Genomic DNA, 17,705 nt, shown 5'->3' with positions numbered 1-17,705 from the left:
GCATGAGCGAGCTCAAGCCAGCCGTCAGCCGCGCCTTCGTCCTGGCCGCGGGCCTGGGCAAGCGCATGCGTCCGGTGACTGCGACGGTGCCCAAGCCGCTGGTGGAGGTCGCCGGCAAGGCGCTCCTCGACCACGCCCTGGACCGGGTCGCGGAGGCCGGGATCGGCACGGCCGTGGTCAACGTCCATTATCTCGCCGACCTGATCGAGGGCCATCTCGCCCGGCGGGCGGAGGAGTCGGGCCGGGGGCCGGCCACGATCGTGTCGGACGAGCGCGCGGCGCTTCTGGAGACCGGCGGGGGCATCCGCAAGGCGCTGCCGCTTCTGGGCGCGGCGCCCTTCGTGGTGCTGAACTCGGACTCGTTCTGGCTCGAAGGACCGGCCTCCAACCTGAGCCGGCTGATCGGCCGCTGGGACGCGCACCGCATGGATTGCCTGCTGCTGGTGGCCCCCACCGCCACCAGCCTCGGCTACGAGGGCGCCGGCGACTTCGTGATGGAGCCGGATGGACGCCTGGAGCGCCGCGGGGAGCGCGAGGTCGCCCCCTTCATCTACGCGGGGGTGGCGATCCTGAGCCCGAGCCTGTTCGCCGACACGCCGGAGGGCGCCTTCTCGCTCAATCTCCTGTTCGACCGGGCGATCGAGGCCGGCCGGCTGTTCGGCCTGCGCCTCGACGGCCAGTGGCTGCATGTCGGCACGCCGGAGGCGATCCGGGCCGCGGAGGAGCGGGTGCGGGCGAGTGCGCGGACACCGTAGCTGGATCGGGCGGCCGGTCTGCGGTCGCGGCGGATGGGCGATGGCGTTTTCGCATCGACCGCGTGGGGGTGAGGTCCGTGCCGTGCGCGTCATGCGCTGTGATGTAACGAGGTGTCTTGCCAAGCCCGATCCGAGCCTCTAGAAGCCCCCTCACACCGGCGGGCCAAGACCCCGCCGCCGTGTCAGGCGCCCGTAGCTCAGCTGGATAGAGCACCAGACTACGAATCTGGGGGTCAGAGGTTCGAATCCTTTCGGGCGCGCCATCTAACCTATTCTCATACATCGCTTTTTCCTTTCGACACCTTCGGCCTCGGAGGTGCGGTTTGCAGTTGGTTTGCAAATTCGGTTCGCGGTGAGTTCTCCCAGTTGAAGATGGCTTGGTCCGCGAGCGCCCGCGTTCGGGCGAGATAGCGGTCCAGGATCACGGTCACGGTCTTGAGCGAGTGACCGGTGATGGTGGCGATCTGCTGCGGGTTGCACCCCGCCTCAGACAGCATGGTCACGGCCGTTCCGCGCAGATCGTGGAAGTGCAGCGCTACCGGCTCATCGAGGCCCGGCAGACTAATCCGGCTGAGACCCGCTTCGGCCGCCGCCTCCTCCCAGAGCCGGGCGAAGTAGCGCTTCTGCAGCGCCCGCCCTGTCTTTGTGGTCAGCACCAGAGGTGAGCCTCGCGGCATGCCGTCCAGCATGCGCCGCAGCGCCCTCGTGCAAGGTATGGTGATCAGGGGCGCCACACGGCCGCCGCGGGCGCTCTTGCCCTGCCGCAGCGAAATCGCGGACCCATCGTAGGCGGACCAGGGCAGGCGCAGGATGTCCGCCTGCCGTTGGCCGGTGTGCAGGGCGATGATAAGCGCGCGCTGCAGCTCGATCGGCGCCACCTCCATGAAGGCCGCGATGTGCTCAGGCAGCCATACGATCTCGGATCGGTTGGCGTGATAGAGCCGCTTGAACCCGCGGACGTGGTTGGCCTGAACCCGGCCGTTCTCCTGAGCCCAGGTAAGCATGGCCGAGATGACGGACAGTCGGTTGTCCGCCTCGCGCTCGCCCGAGGTGCGGGCGACCTTCGCGCGCCAGTCGAGGAAATCGCGCCGAACGCCCGGCTCGTTCAGGGCCTCGATCGGCATGTCGCCGAACTGTGGCTCAGCCTTGGTCAGCATGCGCTTGTACTCGCGCTGCGTCCCGGCCGAGAGCTTGGTCTCGAACTCCGGTGAGGCGGTGAACTCGCGCGCCAGGCCGTTGAAGGTGTCGCCAGAGTGCCGGGCCTTCAGCGTCCGCTCAGCCTCGGCATAGCTCAGGATGAAGGCCCGCTCGCCAGGCTCACCTTCGAGTCGCTGCCCGGTGGCACGATGATACCAGTAGGCACGCCGCGTTCCGTCCTTCAGCGTCTTGTAGGTGGCGAATACGCCCGGGTAGTCAGCTCGCACCACGGCTTGCCCTCCAGGCCTCGAGCTTCGTCAGCGGCTGGGCAGGATCGTCCCCGGAGACGACGACGATGCGGCCGGTGCACGGGTCGATCTCGACGCGACCGACCTTGAGCCCAGCTGCCTGTGCGCCTTTCACGGCCCGGGCGATGGCAGCCTGAGTGATGACCGGGCGTCGGGGCATCATCAGTCCTTTTGCTTCACGACGCGCCAGAGCGGGCAGCCCGCACGATCAAGGATCGTGTCCGCCAAACTGCGCAGGTTGAGGATTACCGTTGCGGGCGGCGCGGCGTCAGAAGCGAAGTAGGCGTCGACGGTGCTGACGAAGTCGTGCCGGTTCCCGTCCCAAACGAGATACCAGCGGTCGAAGCCGGGCGGCGTGCGAACTGGCGGTTCGTTGGCCAAACCCTCGGGATCGTCGACGGCCCTCTCAATCTTGGACAGGGCCATCTCGATGATGACCGAGGCGCTGTCGGCAATGGCCGCGCTCGCGCTGGGCGGCACTTTGAAAGCCGCGAGGCTCTGCATCACTAGCAGCTTCGCCAGAGCACGTGCATCCTTGCGCTCGTGGCCGGGACCGGACTTGGCGTCGTGATCCGCCCGGCGAAGGTTGCGCTGCTGAGTTGTGCTGACGCCGGTGATGGCCTCAGTGCCGCTGGCGGAAAAGGTCACCGGTTCGAAACGAATGGTCACGTTTCAACCTCTCGATCGTGTAGCCATACACGAATCTGCCACATCGCTGAATTCGTGTAAAGCCACACGATTTTGGTAAGCGCTAGCATTCGAGATCGTTGTCGCCACCTCGCAGCCAGACGATCTGCGAGGTGTGGCACTCAGGGGCTCCGAGGCTCGGCTCCGCGTCGGCGCCGTCCTCAAGATCCGGATCGCCGTCGATCTCATCGAGGGCCGCAACGAGGTGGTCGACAGCGTCGAGAGCCAGGGCCAGGGCACCCTCGATGCGGGCGCGGGTCTCAGGGATTGGTGGCCGCTGACGGCGCCGGAACGGGATGACGTTGCTCATTGGGCGAATCCCCACGTGGAGTTGATCTCTGTGATCAGTTCAGGATGCTCAACGACACCGCCGGTCTGCACCAAGTGCGCGAGCAGTGTGTTCGCCCGCTCCTCGGCTTCATCATGATCGGCTGGCTGTCGGCCACCCATCTCTTTGGCGATCGCCGAGATGAACTGCCCCAGCCGATCGGCCTCGCGATTGATGATGACGCCCGCGGGCATGCGCACGGTGTTGGGCGCTTCCCAGAAACAGGGGGCATTCTCGGCGCTGCCGATCGCCTCCTCGGCGCGAACCATCACAGGGTAGAGGCGTGCGAGTTGCTGGATTGAGAGCTCGGATAGATCGTGATCCGGAAGCGGAAGACGGCCTTCCATCGAGCCGACCGAAGTGGGGATTCCCGCATCGTGCACGCTGGCTAGCCGAGCCGCGCCCTGCTGCACCTGCCGCAGCGCGTTCCGCCAGCTGTCGGCCGGACCGTAGGCTTCGACCGGCGCGTGTGGGCCGGAGGCGTCGCTGTCGAGGCGAGCTAGGAGAAGCGCCTTGATGCCGTACCCCGCAACCGTCACAGCCGGGGTCCCCATGATCTGCCGGGCGATGCGCGAGCAAGCTCGGTACTCCGGCTCGTCGCCGTTCGCCTCCTCGGCCACCCAGGCGGACATGAACTCGGCGCCGAGGGCAAACAGGACAGCATCGGGATGCGCGCCGCCTGTCCTTAGCCGCCCAGCGGCATCACGAGCGCGAGCGGCCCGCTGACGGAGGTCGGCTGCCTGAGGAGCGACCTTCGCGGTGTTCTTCTTCGTCATGACCCACTCCCTCACGCCAGAGGGAGGTAGCCGTAGGCGAACACGCCCCCGGCGATGATGAGAGTGGCGGTGACGAGATCGCCAGCGAGATCAAGGAAGCGCGGGGCTCGAACATGCGCGGTGTCCGGCCGGATGGGCGCGATGGCCTCCCAGGCCTCGACGGTGCCGGGAGCGGCCTCGTCGGCCTCCAGCGCTGGCTTGGCGCGATTGTAGAGGGCTGACGGCGAGCGAGAGCGTTCACCGGCGCGCGCCGGTGCTGTAGAATGACGGATAGCCATGATCGTCTCCAGAGGACGTGCGTGGTCAGGGCCGATCAGGAGGGTGCAACCTCTTGGTCGGCTCGAACATTTCTGCTATCATCAAAGTACGATGTCAATAGGCGATAGCAGAAAACCGCGGGGGCGCCCGCCTACTGGGATCGGCAAGGCGATAGGCCTGCGCCTGTACCCAGAGCTTGAGGCGTCGCTCGATGCCTGGATCGAGGCACAGCCCGATCCCAAGCCTTCCCGGCCGGAGGCAATCCGGGAGGCTCTGGCGGAACACCTGAAGGCAAAGGGCTATCTCAAATAAGTATTGGCGATTTAATTGGCCCAATACGTGCTATTTCTAAGATCTCTGTTGTGAGCGTCGACTGCAAGATGAGCCGAGCAGTTCTTAATCTTTATCGAAGCAAGCTAGAGAAAGCTTTAGGTGTAACGGCAGACCGTCCTTTCGCCGTAATGATATGGGCGACGAAAACTCTTCAGTCGGAGGGACCAGGGCCCGCCTCTCCATTTCTAAAATATCCACCGGAGGCAATTACCACTGATGTGGCGTCTAAGTATTTTGCGCATCCATGGAAGATGGAAACGCTGTTTAATGAATTGCTTTCGACTAAAAAGATTCTGCTGAAAAAGGGCAAGAAGGGGAGGACTCTCGATTGCAAAAATTTCAATACGGTAGCTAATTTATCAAATATCTTAGGCCAGATTGAAAACGCGGAGGATGGCATTACGCTAGAGCGCATAGATGTCATGCAAGAAGTTCACCGCCTAGGTCAGAGGCAATTTGAATGGCAGAGAGGTTTCATGAACCTACCTCTGTTCTACAGATCGCATTTTATTTATGGCGGCAAACTAACCTCTGAATTCTTCCAACGCGAATATGGAATTCCTATTGTTAATTTTACGCTATTTTGTTTCGCGTTACGTGCGATGTTTACCGAGCGACCGGGAGTCTTAAAGTCGACGTCATTTTCCGATATTAGCATTTCATCAGAACAGCGTGATGCGTGCCTGCGACTTATTTCTCTTGACATAGCACAGGCGAGGGCTCTTGCGTCAAGCATACGATCTGGTCCAGGTCACATCTCGTACAAGCGTAGTATTCTGCGAACGCACCCATGCATTGAATTTCCAGAAGGCGGCGGCGCATTGGTTGCGCCGCTTCCAGATCTAGTCATGCTCCGCGCAACTTCTGGGTTGTTTTACGACGTTATCCGTGGCGGGGAAAACGTCAGGAACGAAATCGCGTTTCGGTTTGAGGAGTATAGCAGAGAACTGCTCTCGGCCCTCATGCCGTCGTTCGGCGTTGAGGGAAGCTACAAGTACAAGTATAAAAAGAATTTGGTCGATACGCCGGATTTATTTATCAGAGAAAATGGGACAACGCGTATTATCCTTGAATGCAAAGCGACAAGGATGAGTTATGAGGCCCGCTTTTCGGAACACCCGTTAGCTAATGCGCGGCGAGGATACGATGAAATTGCGAAGGGAATCTTTCAAATATGGCGTTTCGTTTCTCATTGTAGACGGGGCATAGTGCAGAGCGAGAAACTGTCGGAAAACACAGTAGGCATTGTTCTGACGCTCGACACTTGGCTGACGATGGCGAACGTTATGCAAAAAGATGTTATTGATGCGGCAAAGCAAATGTGCCTCGAAAGAGACACTGACATCATTGCTTCCGATCAAGTGCCGGTAATTTTTTGCCCAATAGACGAACTCGAGCATACGCTTTCGACGGCGACGGAGAGGGGCTTCATCACCGCGGTGGACGCCGCGACGCAAGAAAAATTTGAGGGTTGGATGCTGGGATCGGTGCATCAAAAGGTTTGCCCCGACGAAAAAACGCAGCGTATCTACCCCTTTGCAGATCGTGTTGAACAATCGATTCCTTGGTGGGGCAAGTTCGGGCACGCCTCTTCATGAGTGACTTCCCTCGCGCGGATTTCGACACCGGCATGTACTGTCTCAAGGCGATCGACCGGTGCCGCCTCCATCGGCAAACCGGATTGTTTCCCGAGCTGCCCCGGTTCGATGCGGCAATCATCGCCGAAGACTCGGGGAAGAATTTGGGGATGGCGACCCGTGAAGTCTTCTGGAGAAAGGCTGAGGAACGGCGCCAGCGTCGCTGATCTGCTCCGCGCCGGCAAAGCGACGGGGGTTTCGTGCGTCTGCTAAGGTTGGAGTGGATAGGTCGAGGACCGGATGCCCGCGGACAAACTCGCGCCATCGCGCCCGGAGGCCATTCAGCGGCTGCTCGAGCTCACTGAAGCGTAGGACGTGTGAATGAATCGCTGGTTGCTGCTCCTCGTCCTGAGCTTGTTCGCGCCTCGCGCTAGCAGAAGCCAAGGGGTTCAGCCGAAGCTCAGGCCGCCGGCCGACGATCGGCCTGCTTGGTGGAGCGCGATCGGCTCCGTTGCCCAGGCCCTGACGAGCGCACTCGCGCTGGCGGCCACCATCCTCGCGTATCGGACGACGCTTGACTTCCGGTCTCGGGACGAGGCCAAAGACGAGCTGCAGATCACTCCAGTCGTTTCTGTAACAATCACGGATTCCGCCAAGATTGAATTTATCAATCAGGGTTTTGGGCCTGCCATAATCAAAGAAGTTTATGTCCGGAGCGGAGACAATGTTGGCTTCATACGAACGAAAAAAATTTCTACCGAGGATCTTAAGGGCGTAGAGGCTGCCGCCCTCGGACTATTGGAATACACATTTAAGAAAGACTTCGTAGATGAGTTTGCGCAAATAAATAAAATAGATTATACGTTCTATACAAGCGGAAACATACCACTCGCCGGCGAAATCATCGCCAAAGACTCCCGGCTTGAATTCACGTCCAGCAATCTGAATGACCTCTACAGCTCCAAGCTTATTAATACCAAAAGTCGAGCTAGAATAAAGAGGATGATCAACGAGGGCGAAAGGGCTCACAATCTGGGAATATGCTATTGTAGTTTCACCAACGCACATTGTTATTTCTCGGCGTTACGCGGGGGGCATTACTCACGAAGAGGTAAAGAAGTGCTCTGATGCTGAGTTTTCATTCTAATAACCCAGGCTCAAAGCTGGCTTGCAGTAACTAGACGATAGTAAATTTTCGGCGCAAAGGCTCAGAAATGTCAATAAAAGATGCAGCGTCCATTGTGATATCTTTATCATCGCTAATCGTTGCATTAACAGTTGCTAGTAGAACAATATTCTACCAACACGAAGATGTCTTAGTATCGATCCAAGATGTGTCTTTGAAGCAAGTGAAAAAAGCCGACGGTGATTTCGTTGTCGACGGAACAATTGGTGTTGTGCTTATTAACGACGGCACAACGCCTGTAGTCATCAATGAATTCCACTATCAACTGGCCCGCGCCGCGACGGCCAGCTCTGAGGCTAAATCATGCAACGGTACCGGAGATTTCGTTTCGTTGCAGGGATATATCAAAACTCCAATTGTTCTCAAATCCGGAGAAGCACAAGTTGTTTCTACATTTATCGAAAGCGCTGAGAACATGAGTGCTGTATACTATGATTCGGAAAAGCGGACGTCTCTAGAAAAACAACGCATATATCTGTGCCCTACGTTGATGATGGGATATTATGGCCCGCTTAGCGGATATGGTTTAGCAAAATTGGATCTTGTCCCCTTCGATATGTATGCCAGCTCAGATCCGGGCTACGTATCCAATTCCCGCAATCGAGAGCAGGATCTGATATTCAGAACGATAATTGATAAGCGCCGATATTTTTGAGTGCATAGCCTGAGGTGTCGACCGCGGGCGGCACATCGCCCCGTCGGCTCTCGTGACCCTGAGACTGGGGCCGGCACAGCCTCACGGAGAGAAGCCGCCGGCTGCCGGCGATTATGCCTCCGCCGGCTGAGCATCCGCCGCGACCCTGCGAGGACGGCGGATCGGTGTTAGGGCTGCCGCGTTGGCAGGCACCTGAAATCTTCTGGTCACAACGGACGCCGAGCCGGTGCGGGCGGTTGGGCTAGCACACGCGCGGCCGCCGGTGGCACCGCAGATCGCGTGAGCTGCACCAGGGCGGCAATGAGGCCGTCCATGGCAGCAGCGGCACCGTGAAGAGCCTCGGCCGCGCCCACGGCCGCCAGGGCGGCTTCCTTGGCCGGCGCGCAATCCTCGTGCAGCTAATCAAATGCGCATTGAGTCCGAAGCTTGCTCGCTGCCTTAAAGATGCAATATCATCCTTGGCTCTGTGATCATACTTGAAGGGCGTCGTTAATGCTTGATAAGCTGTACCATGAAATATTCGAAATGGTAGAGAAAGGTGAGTCCGACGTCGTTGAGTTTAAACTCAGGGTTCCGACCGACGCCATATTCGCCAAGAATATTCTATCTTTTGCAAATTCGTATGGCGGAACATTGTTAATCGGCGTAGATGGTGACGGAGCTTTGGTCGGTATTTATGGCCCAGAAGCAGATATTATCGCGAGACGCCTTGGTCGCATAGCGAATGGCCTAATGCCAGGAAGATGCACAATCCAGCTCATGCCCATCGAGGGTGATCGAGCTATTATAGTTGTGAAAGTGGCACCCCCAAAACCGGGCGAATCTCCGATTGTAGACCCGAACGGAAGATTATTCGTCCGCCAAGGAGAGAGCATAATATTAGACAACGCGCCATTCACGAGCTTTGTTCATGATGCCGTTATTCCAAAGCCTAAGCCGGGTAAAAAGTTTGTAGTATTTGTTGCGATGTCTTTCCGCTCGGAGGAAGAGCCAAGCTTAATCGATTACGGTAAGGCAATGGAGAGAGCCGCAACAAGAAGCAAATTAGAGATTACATTGACGCGGATCGACGAAAAGGAAGGCGACTACGAGATTTCTCAAGAGGTTATGAACGAGATCGATAAGGCCGACGTCGTTCTTACCGATTACACCCTGTCACCTCACAATGTCTATTTCGAGGCGGGGTACGCAAGGGGAAAGGGTAAGCCACTAATCCAGACCGCAAGGTCGGATACAAAGCTTGAGTTTGATGTTCGTAACTGGAGAACGCTTTTCTACAGGAACGCGACGGAACTCGAAGAAGCTTTGCTAAAAGCATTCGACAGCTTGGGTAGTGTATAACGCCTTCGCGAGTTGTGCCAATGCGAGTCGATACATTGGCACATCACGATGAAGCAGGGTGCTGCCGTGGCATTGGCGTGTATTGCCCGCGCTACTGCCGGATCATGTGCGTGGTACAGGGCGTGCTTGCGGCCTACTCCGCCACATCCCGCTACGGTCCGATTAAATTGCCCGTGCGATCTGGCCACCGAGTGCCAGCGCTCGTCGTGATCGTGCCGTCTCGGAAGACAGTCACGTACACAGGCTGGCCGCCGACAGCTCGGATGGGCTCCAGGCCGGCGTTGAGGGGTAAGCGCATCTGCCGCTGCGCCCCCATGATCCGGGACAGCAGCTTCTGCTCACCCGCCATGCCGAGGCTGCTCAGGTCCGCGTCCGGATCAATGCCGGCTCGGCGGACGTCGGCATCCGGCACCGGGGGCGACATGGACAGGACGTCGAGTGGCAGGTCCAAAATCTCGCCCACCGGCAAATCGACGGCGTCGCCCTGCATCCACTGAGCGCCGGGCACGTCCCATTTCTCGCCGGCCTGGACGACAAAGGCGCGGCAGGCGTTCCGTGCCCGTGATAGGCCGGCAACGGTGACCTGGATCCCAGCGATCTCGCCGTGCTGGCCGAGGAGGTGATCCTGCTGCTCGAGGAAGTCGGCCAAGAAGTCCGGCGCACCCTCGGCGAAGGCGTCGACGTCTGCGAACCGGAGCCCTGCCTCGACAGCGAGCTGAGCCAGCACGTAGAGCGGACCGCGCAGCGCGATGACGCCCGGCCAGTGAGGTAGCGCGATCGCCTTCGAGGTGAAGCCCTGCACGTACCCGCCGCCGTCGTAGCAGGCAGTGTCGGTGCAGACCGTCACGCGCTCCCGGTGCGTGATGACGTTCACCGCGGTCATGATCTGGGCTCCTGGCGCTGAGCGAGGCTGATGAGGCGGACGCCGTGCCCGACACAGGCCATAAGCGGGTCTCCGCTGGCGAGGCCGGCCAGCGCGCCGCCGGCAGCACCGATGAGCGGCGATGCCCGTGCAGGGCGTGGATGGTGGCGCGGCGGCTCGACAGGGGCGAGGTTCGATCGGGCGGACATGGTGGCGCTCCTGTCAGGCGACGATGCGCAGCTGCGGGGGGCGGGGCGAGACTGGTTCGAGCGGCCGGCCGATCTCATCCGGCCAGCGGTGGATCACCTGCTGCGTCACGCCGGCCTCGCTGACCTCGGTGAGCACCACAGCGCCGCCGATCGTGTGGCCGACAGGAGCGTCCGGGGCGGCACTCAGGAACGGGGCCGGTGTATCCCGCTGCAGCTCGATCACTTGGCGGAGCTTCTCGGCAGGCCGGCTCACGTCGAAGGTGCGGCCGACCTTCAGCCCGATCCGGCGCAGCGCCTCATCCTCAGGCATCGGCGCGAAGTAGGCCTGCATGTGCTGCAGCGTGAACGCCGGCACGTCGGCGCTGTCGCGCGAGGCCAGCGTGTGCAGCTCGACCCGACGCCGGGCAGCGGACCAGCCCATCAGCGCGAGCTCGAAGTCGCCACCGAAGGCGCTGAGCTCGTGCGCCTCTTCCAGCGCGGCCGCGGCGCCGGCAACGATCGCGTCGAAGGAGGCGAAGGCCTCCAGCTCCTCCGCGAAGGCCCAGCGCGCCACCGTGGCACCTCGACTGGCGAACACCAAGCCGAGGTGCGGGAGTGCGATCGCCTTCGACACGAAGCCGACCGGCGCACCCTCGGGCGTGTAGCTGGCCGTATCCGTGACCATGCGGCCACGGGATCCGGAGGCGATGGCGTTAACGGCGGTCATGGTGCGGCCGGTCAGGCGGCAGAGAGGAAGTTGCCGCGGTCCTCGATGAAGCGCTCCGCCTGCTCCATCGCCCAGGGCCACCGGGTGAACAGCTCCCGCGTGTTCTCCGGGGTTTGCTCCTTGGGCGACCCGTCCCAAGCGATCCCCGACCAACCGAGCGTACAGGCCGCCACACGCCCGATCCTGTCATCCTCGACGCTGGCTGCAGTCAGCGTCACGCGCCGACTGTCCGCGGCGCGCCGCAGCCTCTTGTCGGTCAGCTTGCGCTCGAACGCGACGCACTGCTCGGAGTCCTGGCCCGCGAGCGTAATCGTGATCGGCGACCCATCGTCCTGACGCAACACGGCGCCAGTGTGTGGGTGGGCAAGCTCCATCACGGCGCCCTTGCTGGCTTTGCCCTTGAGGTCGAGGTCGGAAAGGTCATTCACGGCTGGTCTCCTGCTGAAGGATCAAGGGCCCCGACCGGCCGGTACATCCGCGGTCCGGCCAGGGCATCAGCGCCGGGGCGCCGAACGGAATGGGGTGCCGGCCGCGCCCCCGTCTCTCCAGGGCCGCCGGCTCTCGCTGTTCTCTCGGACACCTGCGAGTGGTCCGCGCCGGGGATCATGCGACCCGGCAGAAGGGCGTCAGCTCTGGGCCGGGAACGTGCCGGTTATCAGGGCCTGCGACCGCTTCACCGCGAGCGCGAGGCGCTTCTCGGCGCGGGCGGTGAGCATGTTGCGGATGAAATTGTCCCGGTCCTCGCTGGAGACGAGCACCTCGGTGTCCATGCGGTCGAAGATCTGGGCGGCCACCGCGAACGAGCCGACCAGGAACCGGCCCTCCGGCATCACTGGCGTCACGGCCGTCGGCATCCCCCAGACCCGGCGCAGCTGCTCCGGCCCGAACGGTCCGCTGCCGATGTACTGGCCGGTGGTGTCCTTCATCGCGACCATGCGTATCCAGTCCATGGTGTTGAGCACCATGCCGGTAGCCGGCAGCAGCGACTTCTCGGCCTGGCCGATCGCCATCAGCAGCATGTCGGCCGGCGTCGGGCTGCTGATGCCGGTCAGCAGCGCCATGTCGAAGGAGGTTGCCTGCGGCAGAAGGCCGAACAGGTTCTGGCCGGTGCCGTCGCCGAGCAGAAGCTGGCGCTCCTCCGCCTCGTCCAAGCCGTAGACGAGCTCGCCGTCGAGGGTGGAGCGGAGCGCGGGCACGTCGTCGAAGAGCTGCCGCGAGATCGGGATCCAGTGCGCGATCGTGCGCACCGGGGCCTCAGCCTCCTCATAGCTGATCACCGATTCCGGCTTCAGCGCGCCCTCTGCCACGGTTGCCGCGTTGTTGGTCCGCACGGTCTGCCGGACGAACTGGACGAGGTTGCTCTCGGTCTCGCCCGGAGCGAGCAGCCCGCGGACCGTCATCGGACGCTGCGGGCAGGGCAACGATACCCGGCTGACGGGCCGGAGTAACGAGGGCGCCACCGGAACTGGTCGCCGAGGTCAGGGCCTTTACCTCGACGCGGGCGGTGCCGCGCAGGCCGCCGGAGACGAAGCCCTTGAAGCCTTCGCTTTCGGTGAGCTTGTTGCCCCAGCTCTCGTCCTGCGATCCGCCGCCGGCCGGGCCGCTGCGGCGCGCCAGCTTCTGCTCGACGTCGAGGAGGCGGGAGTCGTGCTCCTCGAGCCGGTCCTTCGCGGTGCCGAGGGCCGTCTTCATCTCGCTGCCGATGCGGGTCAGCTCGCGTTGGACGAGTCCGCCCACGTCATCGCCGCCGCCCGCATCCTTGCGGCCGTAATCACGGTGTGCGGCGGTGAGGCTAAACGAGGCGGCCACGAGGTCGACGGACGACAGACCGCCCAAATGGGTTGCGTGATGCGCCAGCGTCGCCGCGTAGGTGTCGGGCACGGCGAGAAGAACGAGGCAGGCGATCGCCAGCCCTGCGAGCGCGAAGTGTCGGTGATTGCGTCGGGTGAACATGCGATCCTCACGGACGATCCCGCCCGTGCTGGGCAGGTTCAACTCGGGAAGCCAGAGGATCAGGGCGAGCCCGTCAGCCTTCCAGCGCGACAAAACGAGGGCTCACGCCCGTCGAGTTCTGCCCTTCGCCAAGCCCGGACTCACTCCGGTAACCGGAAGGTCTGCCCGCATCCACGCCAGTCTCACACCGGCCTTTCACGCGAGGATCGCATCGCATTGCGATAGACGATAACTCAGAATCTATGCGGCGCGATTGGTTCCGTCAATCGTGGGCGAGGACGCTTCCCCAGCAGCCGAGAGCAGCGCGGAGCCGGCCGCGTAGAGCTTCGATCCGGCTCGCACCTGACCCTCAATGCTGACGGACAAGGCGCTGCCGACCGCAAGCGCGGCCTCGGCAACGTCCAGCGGATCTAGGCCGCGCCGAATCATCGCCCGCAGCGTGCTCCGGATCTCGTCGTGCAGGGGCATGTCGGACAGGTCGTCGGTCAGCATTGGGGGTCTCCTGGATCGGTCGCGAGGGACGTGCGGCCTGGTCTCAGGGCCGCTGCGGCGGAGGCAAGGGCTTCCAGGGAGTGTTCAGCTTGCGCTGGCGCTCGGCGATCTTCTCGGCGCTGTAGCCGCCGTGCCGGTAGTTGCCGTTGCGCTCACCGGATGGTGCACCGGAGCCGGGTGCGCCGCCGTGCAGCCTGCACCTGTGTTTGCCGGCGACGGGATAGCGCCTGCACGGCGACCCCGAGCGCGTCTTGGCACCGCAAAACATGCGATCCTCCATGGGGTTGAGCGACATTATTTCGAAAACCTGCGGCGTTGCGCGTTGCAGTCCCCATCCGGTTGTCGGTCCCTAAACCCCAGACTTTCGACCCGCCCTCCGGGCACGGGGAGCGAATGCGATCAATCTCGGCAGCACTGACCTAACCACGTGGTCGGACACCTGCCGTCAGTCGCATCACGTAGGCGGGGCCAGTAACCAACCTGCGCGACCTTGCTCATCGGCTCGATGACTGCAGAACGGAAGTGGGAAGCATGTTTAAGGGAACGACCGAGGTCGGCTACGTGAACCGGAATAGCCAGGAGGTCATCCGCAGGACCGACGAGCCGGGGAACGATCACCTGCAGAAGGTCTACGTCCTGCGGTGTCATCCGTGCGGCCACGTGTACGGTGCCAATGGGACTGACATCCACCTTCGGCGCTGCCCGGCCTGCGATGGGGGCCGCCCAGGGCTGTCCTATGCAGCCTGACCAGGCAGCCTGTGGACCCAAGCTCCCCATCAGCCGGTCCCCGTCAGCTTGAGCTCGGCGATCGAGCTGCCGTGCTGGAGGCCGAACTCGGCGAGGATCCGCAGCGGGACCTTCGTGGCCGGATCATCGGGCGGCGGGGTCTTGATACGCAGCGGCCAATGGCCGTGCCGGGCACGCCAGGTACGAACCTCCAGGCGCCAGCGCTCATCCGACAGACTTGCGAGATAGGCGTCCTCGGTTGGTTTGCCGGGCTGGCTCGTGGGCAATGGCGCAGCGTAATCCTGCCACCTCTGTCGGTTCAGCCAGACGTCGGCGCTCTGGACGAACTCGGTTCCGGTCTTGCCGATGCGGGCCTGCTCGGCGGCATAGGCCCTGGTGCCAGCGATGATCTCGGCAGGGGTGACGCCTCGTCGCCGAGCTTCCAGCCAGCGCTTCCGGGCCTGTGTGGTTGGGAAGGCCGTGCTGCGCTTTGGGTAGGCTTCCCGGAACTCTGCAAAGCCTTCGGGCTCGGTCCCCTTGGGGACTATAGGGGTATCTCCTCTCCTCTCCTCTCCTCTGGTTCGCAGGCCCGAAGCAATTGCTTCATCTGCATCGTTTTGCATCAATGACTTAGCGCGACTTACTCCGCTGTTAGTCCCGCCTAACTCGCCCGCTACTCGCCTCTTACTCGCCAGTGACTCGCGGTTTAGTAGCTCCTTACCCACCCGGTAATTGGCGAGTAACCCGTCCTCGGTGACCTGGATTTTGCCCGCCTCAACGAGCTTCCGCAGCAGGGCCACGGCCTTGATATGGCCGCACCGGAACAGGCCCTGCAGCAGCTTGACCGAGTTCGGGATCGGGCCGCCGACCCGGTACATCTGGTGGCAGAGCCGGAGGTAAGCGGCCTCCACCTCCAACGGCAGATCGACTGTGCCTGTGTCCCAGGCTTCGAAATCCATCTTGTAGAATTCGCCTTTCATCGCGCGGTCTCCGCGAGCACGTTGCAGGCGATGTCGCAGAAGCAGACGATGCGGCTGGTCGGGCCGGAGCGCTGCTTCAGGATCTCGATCTCAAGTTCGTTCTGGCAGCGCGCGAGGCGGTCCTGCTCGACGTCCGAGAGATCCAGCTGACGCTCCAGGTAGTAGGCGTCCCGGTAGAGCCCGAGTACCACGTCGGCGTCCTGCTCGATCGAACCACTCTCCCGCAGATCGGCGAGCTGCGGCCGCTTATCCTGGCGCTTCTCCGCCTCGCGGTTCAGCTGGCTCAGGCCGAGCACCGGGATGCCGAGCTCCTTGGCCAGCCCCTTCAGGCCTGAGGAGACCTCCGTCATCTCCTGCACCCTGTTTCCAGCGTAGCGCTTCGAGGGGCGGATCAGACCGATATGGTCGATGATGATCGCGGCGAGCGGGATGCCCTGGCGCTCGGCACGGAGCCGCATCTGACGCGCTCGAGCGGCGATCTGCGCCAGGGTCACCCCGGCCTGCTGCTCGATCCAGAGTGGAATGGTCGAGCACTCTCGCTGAGCCACAACCAACCGCTCAAGGTCATCGTCAGACAGGCCACGAGCCTCAGCGATCGCGCGGTAGGTAAGAGGCTCATAGGCCCGCGGATCGTAGGCCAGAGCCGCCAAGATGCGTTCCGTGAGCTCGTCCGACCCCATCTCAAGGGAGAAGAAACCGACGGCGCCGGAGCGGCGCGCTGCCGCCAAGGCGATGTGAAGGGCGACAGTGGTCTTCCCCATGCCGGGCCGCCCGGCGAGCACAATGAACTGGCTCGGACGCAGTCCGAGCGTGTCATGGTCGAGCTTGGGCAGACCGTAGGGAACGCCCTGCGGTGCGAGGCCCTTCCGGACCTGATCGATGCGGTTCAGGACGTTGCCGGCACTCTGCCCGAGGCTGACACGGCGGGCGTGCTCGGCGAGGCCGGCGCTGGCCACCTCGTCGAGCTGCGCGATCATGTTCGTGGCGTACTCGGCCGGGCTTCGGACCGAGCCGTCGGTCATCTGAGCGACGGCGGCCTGTGCGGTCTCCAGCACGCGACGCATCTGTGCCGCCTCGGCGATCATCCGGGCATAGCCCGGCGCGCCGATAACGGTGATCGCTTCGGCACAGAGTTTCGCGAGATAGGCGCTGACGGAGATACCGCCGAGGTCGGCATTGCCGAGCACGGAGGTCATCAGCTTCCAGTCGATGACCTCTCCGGCATCTCGACGCTGGCACATCACCTCGAAGACGTGCCGGTGCATGTCCTCGAAAAAATCCTCGGCGCGGACATGGTCGCGAGCGCGGTCGAGGGCCTCGGGATTCCGGAGGATAGCTCCGAGGAGCGCCTGCTCGGCGTCGAAGGCGTTAGGCGGGACGGGATCTGCGACGGGCGGCATCATCGGGCCGCCTCCCGCTGTGCAGCCTGAAGCGCCTGGATCAGCTCCGGAAGGCGCTCGCGCACGACGCAGATGCCGGCGCGGGTCGGCTGTGGCTCGCCGTGGTTGCGGCGGCTGGCGCTGAACACGCGGAGATCCACAAGGGTGTAGCCGTCATGCTCAGCAACCCTGACGCGGATCTCCTCCGCGTTGTTCTTGCGCAGCGTGGCGATGGTGCGGGGATCGCTCACGCGCAGCCTCCCCGGAGGAAGGCCCGCGCCGCGACGCGGCCGGCGACGATGCCGATCACCATGCCCCGGCCGTCCAAGACCGCCGTTAGAGCGCTTGCCAGAGCCGGCCGATCCGCCCTATCACTAGGGTCGGTTTCTTTGCGGGAGCCGACCTTCTTAGCGCCGTTCCGGGATCCAACCCCCGGGGCGGCGTTTTCGTTTTTCGGCTTCAGCGAGCCGGATTTTGGGTTTGCAAGTGGGGTGCTAACCCATTGATCCATAACAGGATGGCGAGTGCCCGGTTTGCAGAGTTCTTCTTTGTTTTCAGCGGCCTGCCCCAATCTACGAATCTGGGGGTCAGAGGTTCGAATCCTTTCGGGCGCGCCATCACTTATCTAGACTCCAAGACATCGCCGAATCGACCGGGGCAACGCTGCGGCTAGCAGCGGGACCACTCGAGTTCAGCTTACGCGCGCACCGGATGCGCGAGCGGCACGTGTGAACGGCAGGCTGATAAAGCTGTCGACAGCGTCCGCCCCCTGGAACCGCCCAGCGCTCCATCCGTAGCCTCCGTGTCGCTGATTGATACGGGGGCCATCATGATGGCGCTGGGCGTGTTCTGTGTCGTGGCAGGCGTCAGCATGGCAGCCGGATCCCTGTGGTCTCCGCGTTACCGTGCCATCCTTGAAGTGATGGGTGGCAGCCTGTTCCTCGCCGGGCTTGGCTTCGCGGGAGCAGACCTCACACTGGCGTCCTGATCCAGCCCCTCTCTCGGTCCGTGACCCTGGGCGACAGGGTCCCGCTCGGGCGGCTGCCACGAAGCTAAA

At 62.6% G+C, this 17,705-nt stretch carries 22 protein-coding genes and 1 tRNA gene; 8 read left to right on the top strand and 15 right to left on the bottom strand.

All coding sequences use genetic code 11. The features are described from left to right. The first annotated feature begins 2 nt into the window (after positions 1 to 2). Positions 3 to 755, top strand: coding sequence for a nucleotidyltransferase family protein (locus ABIE45_RS01850; RefSeq protein ID WP_192710221.1), 753 nt, complete (start codon positions 3 to 5; stop codon positions 753 to 755). A 186-nt stretch (positions 756 to 941) separates the two neighbouring features. After that, positions 942 to 1,018: transfer RNA gene (locus ABIE45_RS01845), tRNA-Arg, on the top strand. A gap of 12 nt (positions 1,019 to 1,030) precedes the next feature. Here ABIE45_RS01845 and ABIE45_RS01840 read toward each other — a convergent pair. The 6 genes from ABIE45_RS01840 to ABIE45_RS01815 form a co-directional block, all read right to left on the bottom strand. After that, on the bottom strand, positions 1,031 to 2,182 hold the full coding sequence (locus ABIE45_RS01840; RefSeq protein ID WP_192710220.1) for a tyrosine-type recombinase/integrase: 1,152 nt from the start codon (positions 2,180 to 2,182) through the stop codon (positions 1,031 to 1,033). Continuing rightward, a complete protein-coding gene (locus ABIE45_RS01835; protein ID WP_373622089.1) occupies positions 2,169 to 2,363 on the bottom strand; it encodes a hypothetical protein in 195 nt (64 codons plus the stop codon). Before ABIE45_RS01835 ends, ABIE45_RS01840 begins: the two co-directional genes overlap by 14 nt. Then, positions 2,363 to 2,869: a hypothetical protein gene (locus ABIE45_RS01830; protein ID WP_192710219.1), complete on the bottom strand. Its 507-nt coding sequence runs from the start codon at positions 2,867 to 2,869 to the stop codon at positions 2,363 to 2,365. The genes ABIE45_RS01835 and ABIE45_RS01830 overlap by 1 nt, the downstream gene beginning before the upstream one ends. An 82-nt stretch (positions 2,870 to 2,951) precedes the next feature. Continuing rightward, positions 2,952 to 3,197: a hypothetical protein gene (locus ABIE45_RS01825; RefSeq protein WP_192710218.1), complete on the bottom strand. Its 246-nt coding sequence runs from the start codon at positions 3,195 to 3,197 to the stop codon at positions 2,952 to 2,954. Then, the gene (locus ABIE45_RS01820) at positions 3,194 to 3,991 is read right to left on the bottom strand and encodes a hypothetical protein (protein WP_192710217.1); all 798 of its coding nucleotides are present in this window, start codon (positions 3,989 to 3,991) and stop codon (positions 3,194 to 3,196) included. Before ABIE45_RS01820 ends, ABIE45_RS01825 begins: the two co-directional genes overlap by 4 nt. A gap of 11 nt (positions 3,992 to 4,002) precedes the next feature. After that, the gene (locus ABIE45_RS01815; protein WP_192710216.1) at positions 4,003 to 4,269 is read right to left on the bottom strand and encodes a hypothetical protein; all 267 of its coding nucleotides are present in this window, start codon (positions 4,267 to 4,269) and stop codon (positions 4,003 to 4,005) included. Between the two features lie 342 nt (positions 4,270 to 4,611). Here ABIE45_RS01815 and ABIE45_RS01810 point away from each other — a divergent pair, with 342 nt between their 5' ends. The 5 genes from ABIE45_RS01810 (at position 4,612) to ABIE45_RS01790 (ending at position 9,341) form a co-directional block, all read left to right on the top strand. Then, entirely contained in the window at positions 4,612 to 6,180 is a 1,569-nt protein-coding gene (locus ABIE45_RS01810; RefSeq protein ID WP_192710215.1) for a hypothetical protein, read from the top strand. Then, the gene (locus ABIE45_RS01805; RefSeq protein ID WP_192710214.1) at positions 6,177 to 6,386 is read left to right on the top strand and encodes a hypothetical protein; all 210 of its coding nucleotides are present in this window, start codon (positions 6,177 to 6,179) and stop codon (positions 6,384 to 6,386) included. The genes ABIE45_RS01810 and ABIE45_RS01805 overlap by 4 nt, the downstream gene beginning before the upstream one ends. Positions 6,387 to 6,540: 154 nt before the next feature. After that, positions 6,541 to 7,287 (top strand): hypothetical protein, encoded by a 747-nt coding sequence (locus ABIE45_RS01800; RefSeq protein ID WP_192710213.1) that lies wholly within the window; start codon positions 6,541 to 6,543, stop codon positions 7,285 to 7,287. A gap of 212 nt (positions 7,288 to 7,499) precedes the next feature. Continuing rightward, positions 7,500 to 8,000 carry a hypothetical protein gene (locus ABIE45_RS01795; RefSeq protein WP_192710212.1) on the top strand — a complete coding sequence of 167 codons (501 nt, stop codon included), beginning with the start codon at positions 7,500 to 7,502 and terminating at the stop codon, positions 7,998 to 8,000. A gap of 492 nt (positions 8,001 to 8,492) precedes the next feature. Further along, positions 8,493 to 9,341, top strand: a complete 849-nt coding sequence (locus ABIE45_RS01790; protein ID WP_192710211.1) for an ATP-binding protein — start codon at positions 8,493 to 8,495, stop codon at positions 9,339 to 9,341. A 151-nt stretch (positions 9,342 to 9,492) separates the two neighbouring features. Here ABIE45_RS01790 and ABIE45_RS01785 read toward each other — a convergent pair whose 3' ends face one another. From ABIE45_RS01785 to ABIE45_RS01745, 9 genes are all read right to left on the bottom strand, one after another. After that, on the bottom strand, positions 9,493 to 10,224 hold the full coding sequence (locus ABIE45_RS01785) for a hypothetical protein (protein WP_192710210.1): 732 nt from the start codon (positions 10,222 to 10,224) through the stop codon (positions 9,493 to 9,495). A gap of 201 nt (positions 10,225 to 10,425) precedes the next feature. Further along, positions 10,426 to 11,076: a hypothetical protein gene (locus tag ABIE45_RS01780; protein ID WP_192710209.1), complete on the bottom strand. Its 651-nt coding sequence runs from the start codon at positions 11,074 to 11,076 to the stop codon at positions 10,426 to 10,428. A gap of 53 nt (positions 11,077 to 11,129) precedes the next feature. Continuing rightward, positions 11,130 to 11,546: a hypothetical protein gene (locus ABIE45_RS01775; RefSeq protein ID WP_192710208.1), complete on the bottom strand. Its 417-nt coding sequence runs from the start codon at positions 11,544 to 11,546 to the stop codon at positions 11,130 to 11,132. A 198-nt stretch (positions 11,547 to 11,744) separates the two neighbouring features. Next, positions 11,745 to 12,518, bottom strand: a complete 774-nt coding sequence (locus ABIE45_RS01770; RefSeq protein WP_373622835.1) for a phage major capsid protein — start codon at positions 12,516 to 12,518, stop codon at positions 11,745 to 11,747. Between the two features lie 793 nt (positions 12,519 to 13,311). Next, a complete protein-coding gene (locus tag ABIE45_RS01765; protein WP_192710207.1) occupies positions 13,312 to 13,563 on the bottom strand; it encodes a hypothetical protein in 252 nt (83 codons plus the stop codon). Positions 13,564 to 13,606: 43 nt separating this feature from the next. Next, positions 13,607 to 13,858, bottom strand: coding sequence for an HGGxSTG domain-containing protein (locus ABIE45_RS01760; RefSeq protein WP_192710206.1), 252 nt, complete (start codon positions 13,856 to 13,858; stop codon positions 13,607 to 13,609). Between the two features lie 481 nt (positions 13,859 to 14,339). Then, positions 14,340 to 15,269, bottom strand: a complete 930-nt coding sequence (locus ABIE45_RS01755; RefSeq protein WP_192710205.1) for a DUF1376 domain-containing protein — start codon at positions 15,267 to 15,269, stop codon at positions 14,340 to 14,342. Beyond that, complete coding sequence (locus ABIE45_RS01750; RefSeq protein WP_192710204.1) at positions 15,266 to 16,672, bottom strand: replicative DNA helicase; 1,407 nt, start codon at positions 16,670 to 16,672, stop codon at positions 15,266 to 15,268. Before ABIE45_RS01750 ends, ABIE45_RS01755 begins: the two co-directional genes overlap by 4 nt. Further along, positions 16,669 to 16,899 (bottom strand): hypothetical protein, encoded by a 231-nt coding sequence (locus tag ABIE45_RS01745; RefSeq protein ID WP_192710203.1) that lies wholly within the window; start codon positions 16,897 to 16,899, stop codon positions 16,669 to 16,671. The genes ABIE45_RS01750 and ABIE45_RS01745 overlap by 4 nt, the downstream gene beginning before the upstream one ends. A gap of 551 nt (positions 16,900 to 17,450) precedes the next feature. On the opposite strand from ABIE45_RS01745, the gene ABIE45_RS01740 reads away from it, so the two are divergent. Further along, positions 17,451 to 17,636, top strand: coding sequence for a hypothetical protein (locus ABIE45_RS01740; protein WP_192710237.1), 186 nt, complete (start codon positions 17,451 to 17,453; stop codon positions 17,634 to 17,636). Positions 17,637 to 17,705: the final 69 nt, after the last annotated feature.

Origin of the sequence: Methylobacterium sp. OAE515, assembly GCF_041806315.1 — a bacterium.
GTDB lineage: Bacteria > Pseudomonadota > Alphaproteobacteria > Rhizobiales > Beijerinckiaceae > Methylobacterium > Methylobacterium tardum.
The sequence above is the reverse complement of the archived record's forward strand: the minus strand, read 5'-3'. Positions and strand labels throughout refer to the sequence as shown.

Excerpts from the sequence above, each read along its gene's own strand:
- ABIE45_RS01835 (WP_373622089.1), bottom strand. The coding sequence starts at position 2,363 with ATGATGCCCCGACGCCCGGTCATCACTCAGGCTGCCATCGCCCGGGCC.
- ABIE45_RS01755 (WP_192710205.1), bottom strand. The coding sequence starts at position 15,269 with ATGAAAGGCGAATTCTACAAGATGGATTTCGAAGCCTGGGACACAGGC.
- ABIE45_RS01815 (WP_192710216.1), bottom strand. The coding sequence starts at position 4,269 with ATGGCTATCCGTCATTCTACAGCACCGGCGCGCGCCGGTGAACGCTCT.
- ABIE45_RS01800 (WP_192710213.1), top strand. The coding sequence starts at position 6,541 with ATGAATCGCTGGTTGCTGCTCCTCGTCCTGAGCTTGTTCGCGCCTCGC.
- ABIE45_RS01790 (WP_192710211.1), top strand. The coding sequence starts at position 8,493 with ATGCTTGATAAGCTGTACCATGAAATATTCGAAATGGTAGAGAAAGGT.
- ABIE45_RS01780 (WP_192710209.1), bottom strand. The coding sequence starts at position 11,076 with ATGGTCACGGATACGGCCAGCTACACGCCCGAGGGTGCGCCGGTCGGC.
- ABIE45_RS01785 (WP_192710210.1), bottom strand. The coding sequence starts at position 10,224 with ATGACCGCGGTGAACGTCATCACGCACCGGGAGCGCGTGACGGTCTGC.
- ABIE45_RS01765 (WP_192710207.1), bottom strand. The coding sequence starts at position 13,563 with ATGCTGACCGACGACCTGTCCGACATGCCCCTGCACGACGAGATCCGG.
- ABIE45_RS01825 (WP_192710218.1), bottom strand. The coding sequence starts at position 3,197 with ATGAGCAACGTCATCCCGTTCCGGCGCCGTCAGCGGCCACCAATCCCT.
- ABIE45_RS01760 (WP_192710206.1), bottom strand. The coding sequence starts at position 13,858 with ATGTCGCTCAACCCCATGGAGGATCGCATGTTTTGCGGTGCCAAGACG.
- ABIE45_RS01805 (WP_192710214.1), top strand. The coding sequence starts at position 6,177 with ATGAGTGACTTCCCTCGCGCGGATTTCGACACCGGCATGTACTGTCTC.
- ABIE45_RS01750 (WP_192710204.1), bottom strand. The coding sequence starts at position 16,672 with ATGATGCCGCCCGTCGCAGATCCCGTCCCGCCTAACGCCTTCGACGCC.
- ABIE45_RS01820 (WP_192710217.1), bottom strand. The coding sequence starts at position 3,991 with ATGACGAAGAAGAACACCGCGAAGGTCGCTCCTCAGGCAGCCGACCTC.
- ABIE45_RS01850 (WP_192710221.1), top strand. The coding sequence starts at position 3 with ATGAGCGAGCTCAAGCCAGCCGTCAGCCGCGCCTTCGTCCTGGCCGCG.
- ABIE45_RS01770 (WP_373622835.1), bottom strand. The coding sequence starts at position 12,518 with ATGACGGTCCGCGGGCTGCTCGCTCCGGGCGAGACCGAGAGCAACCTC.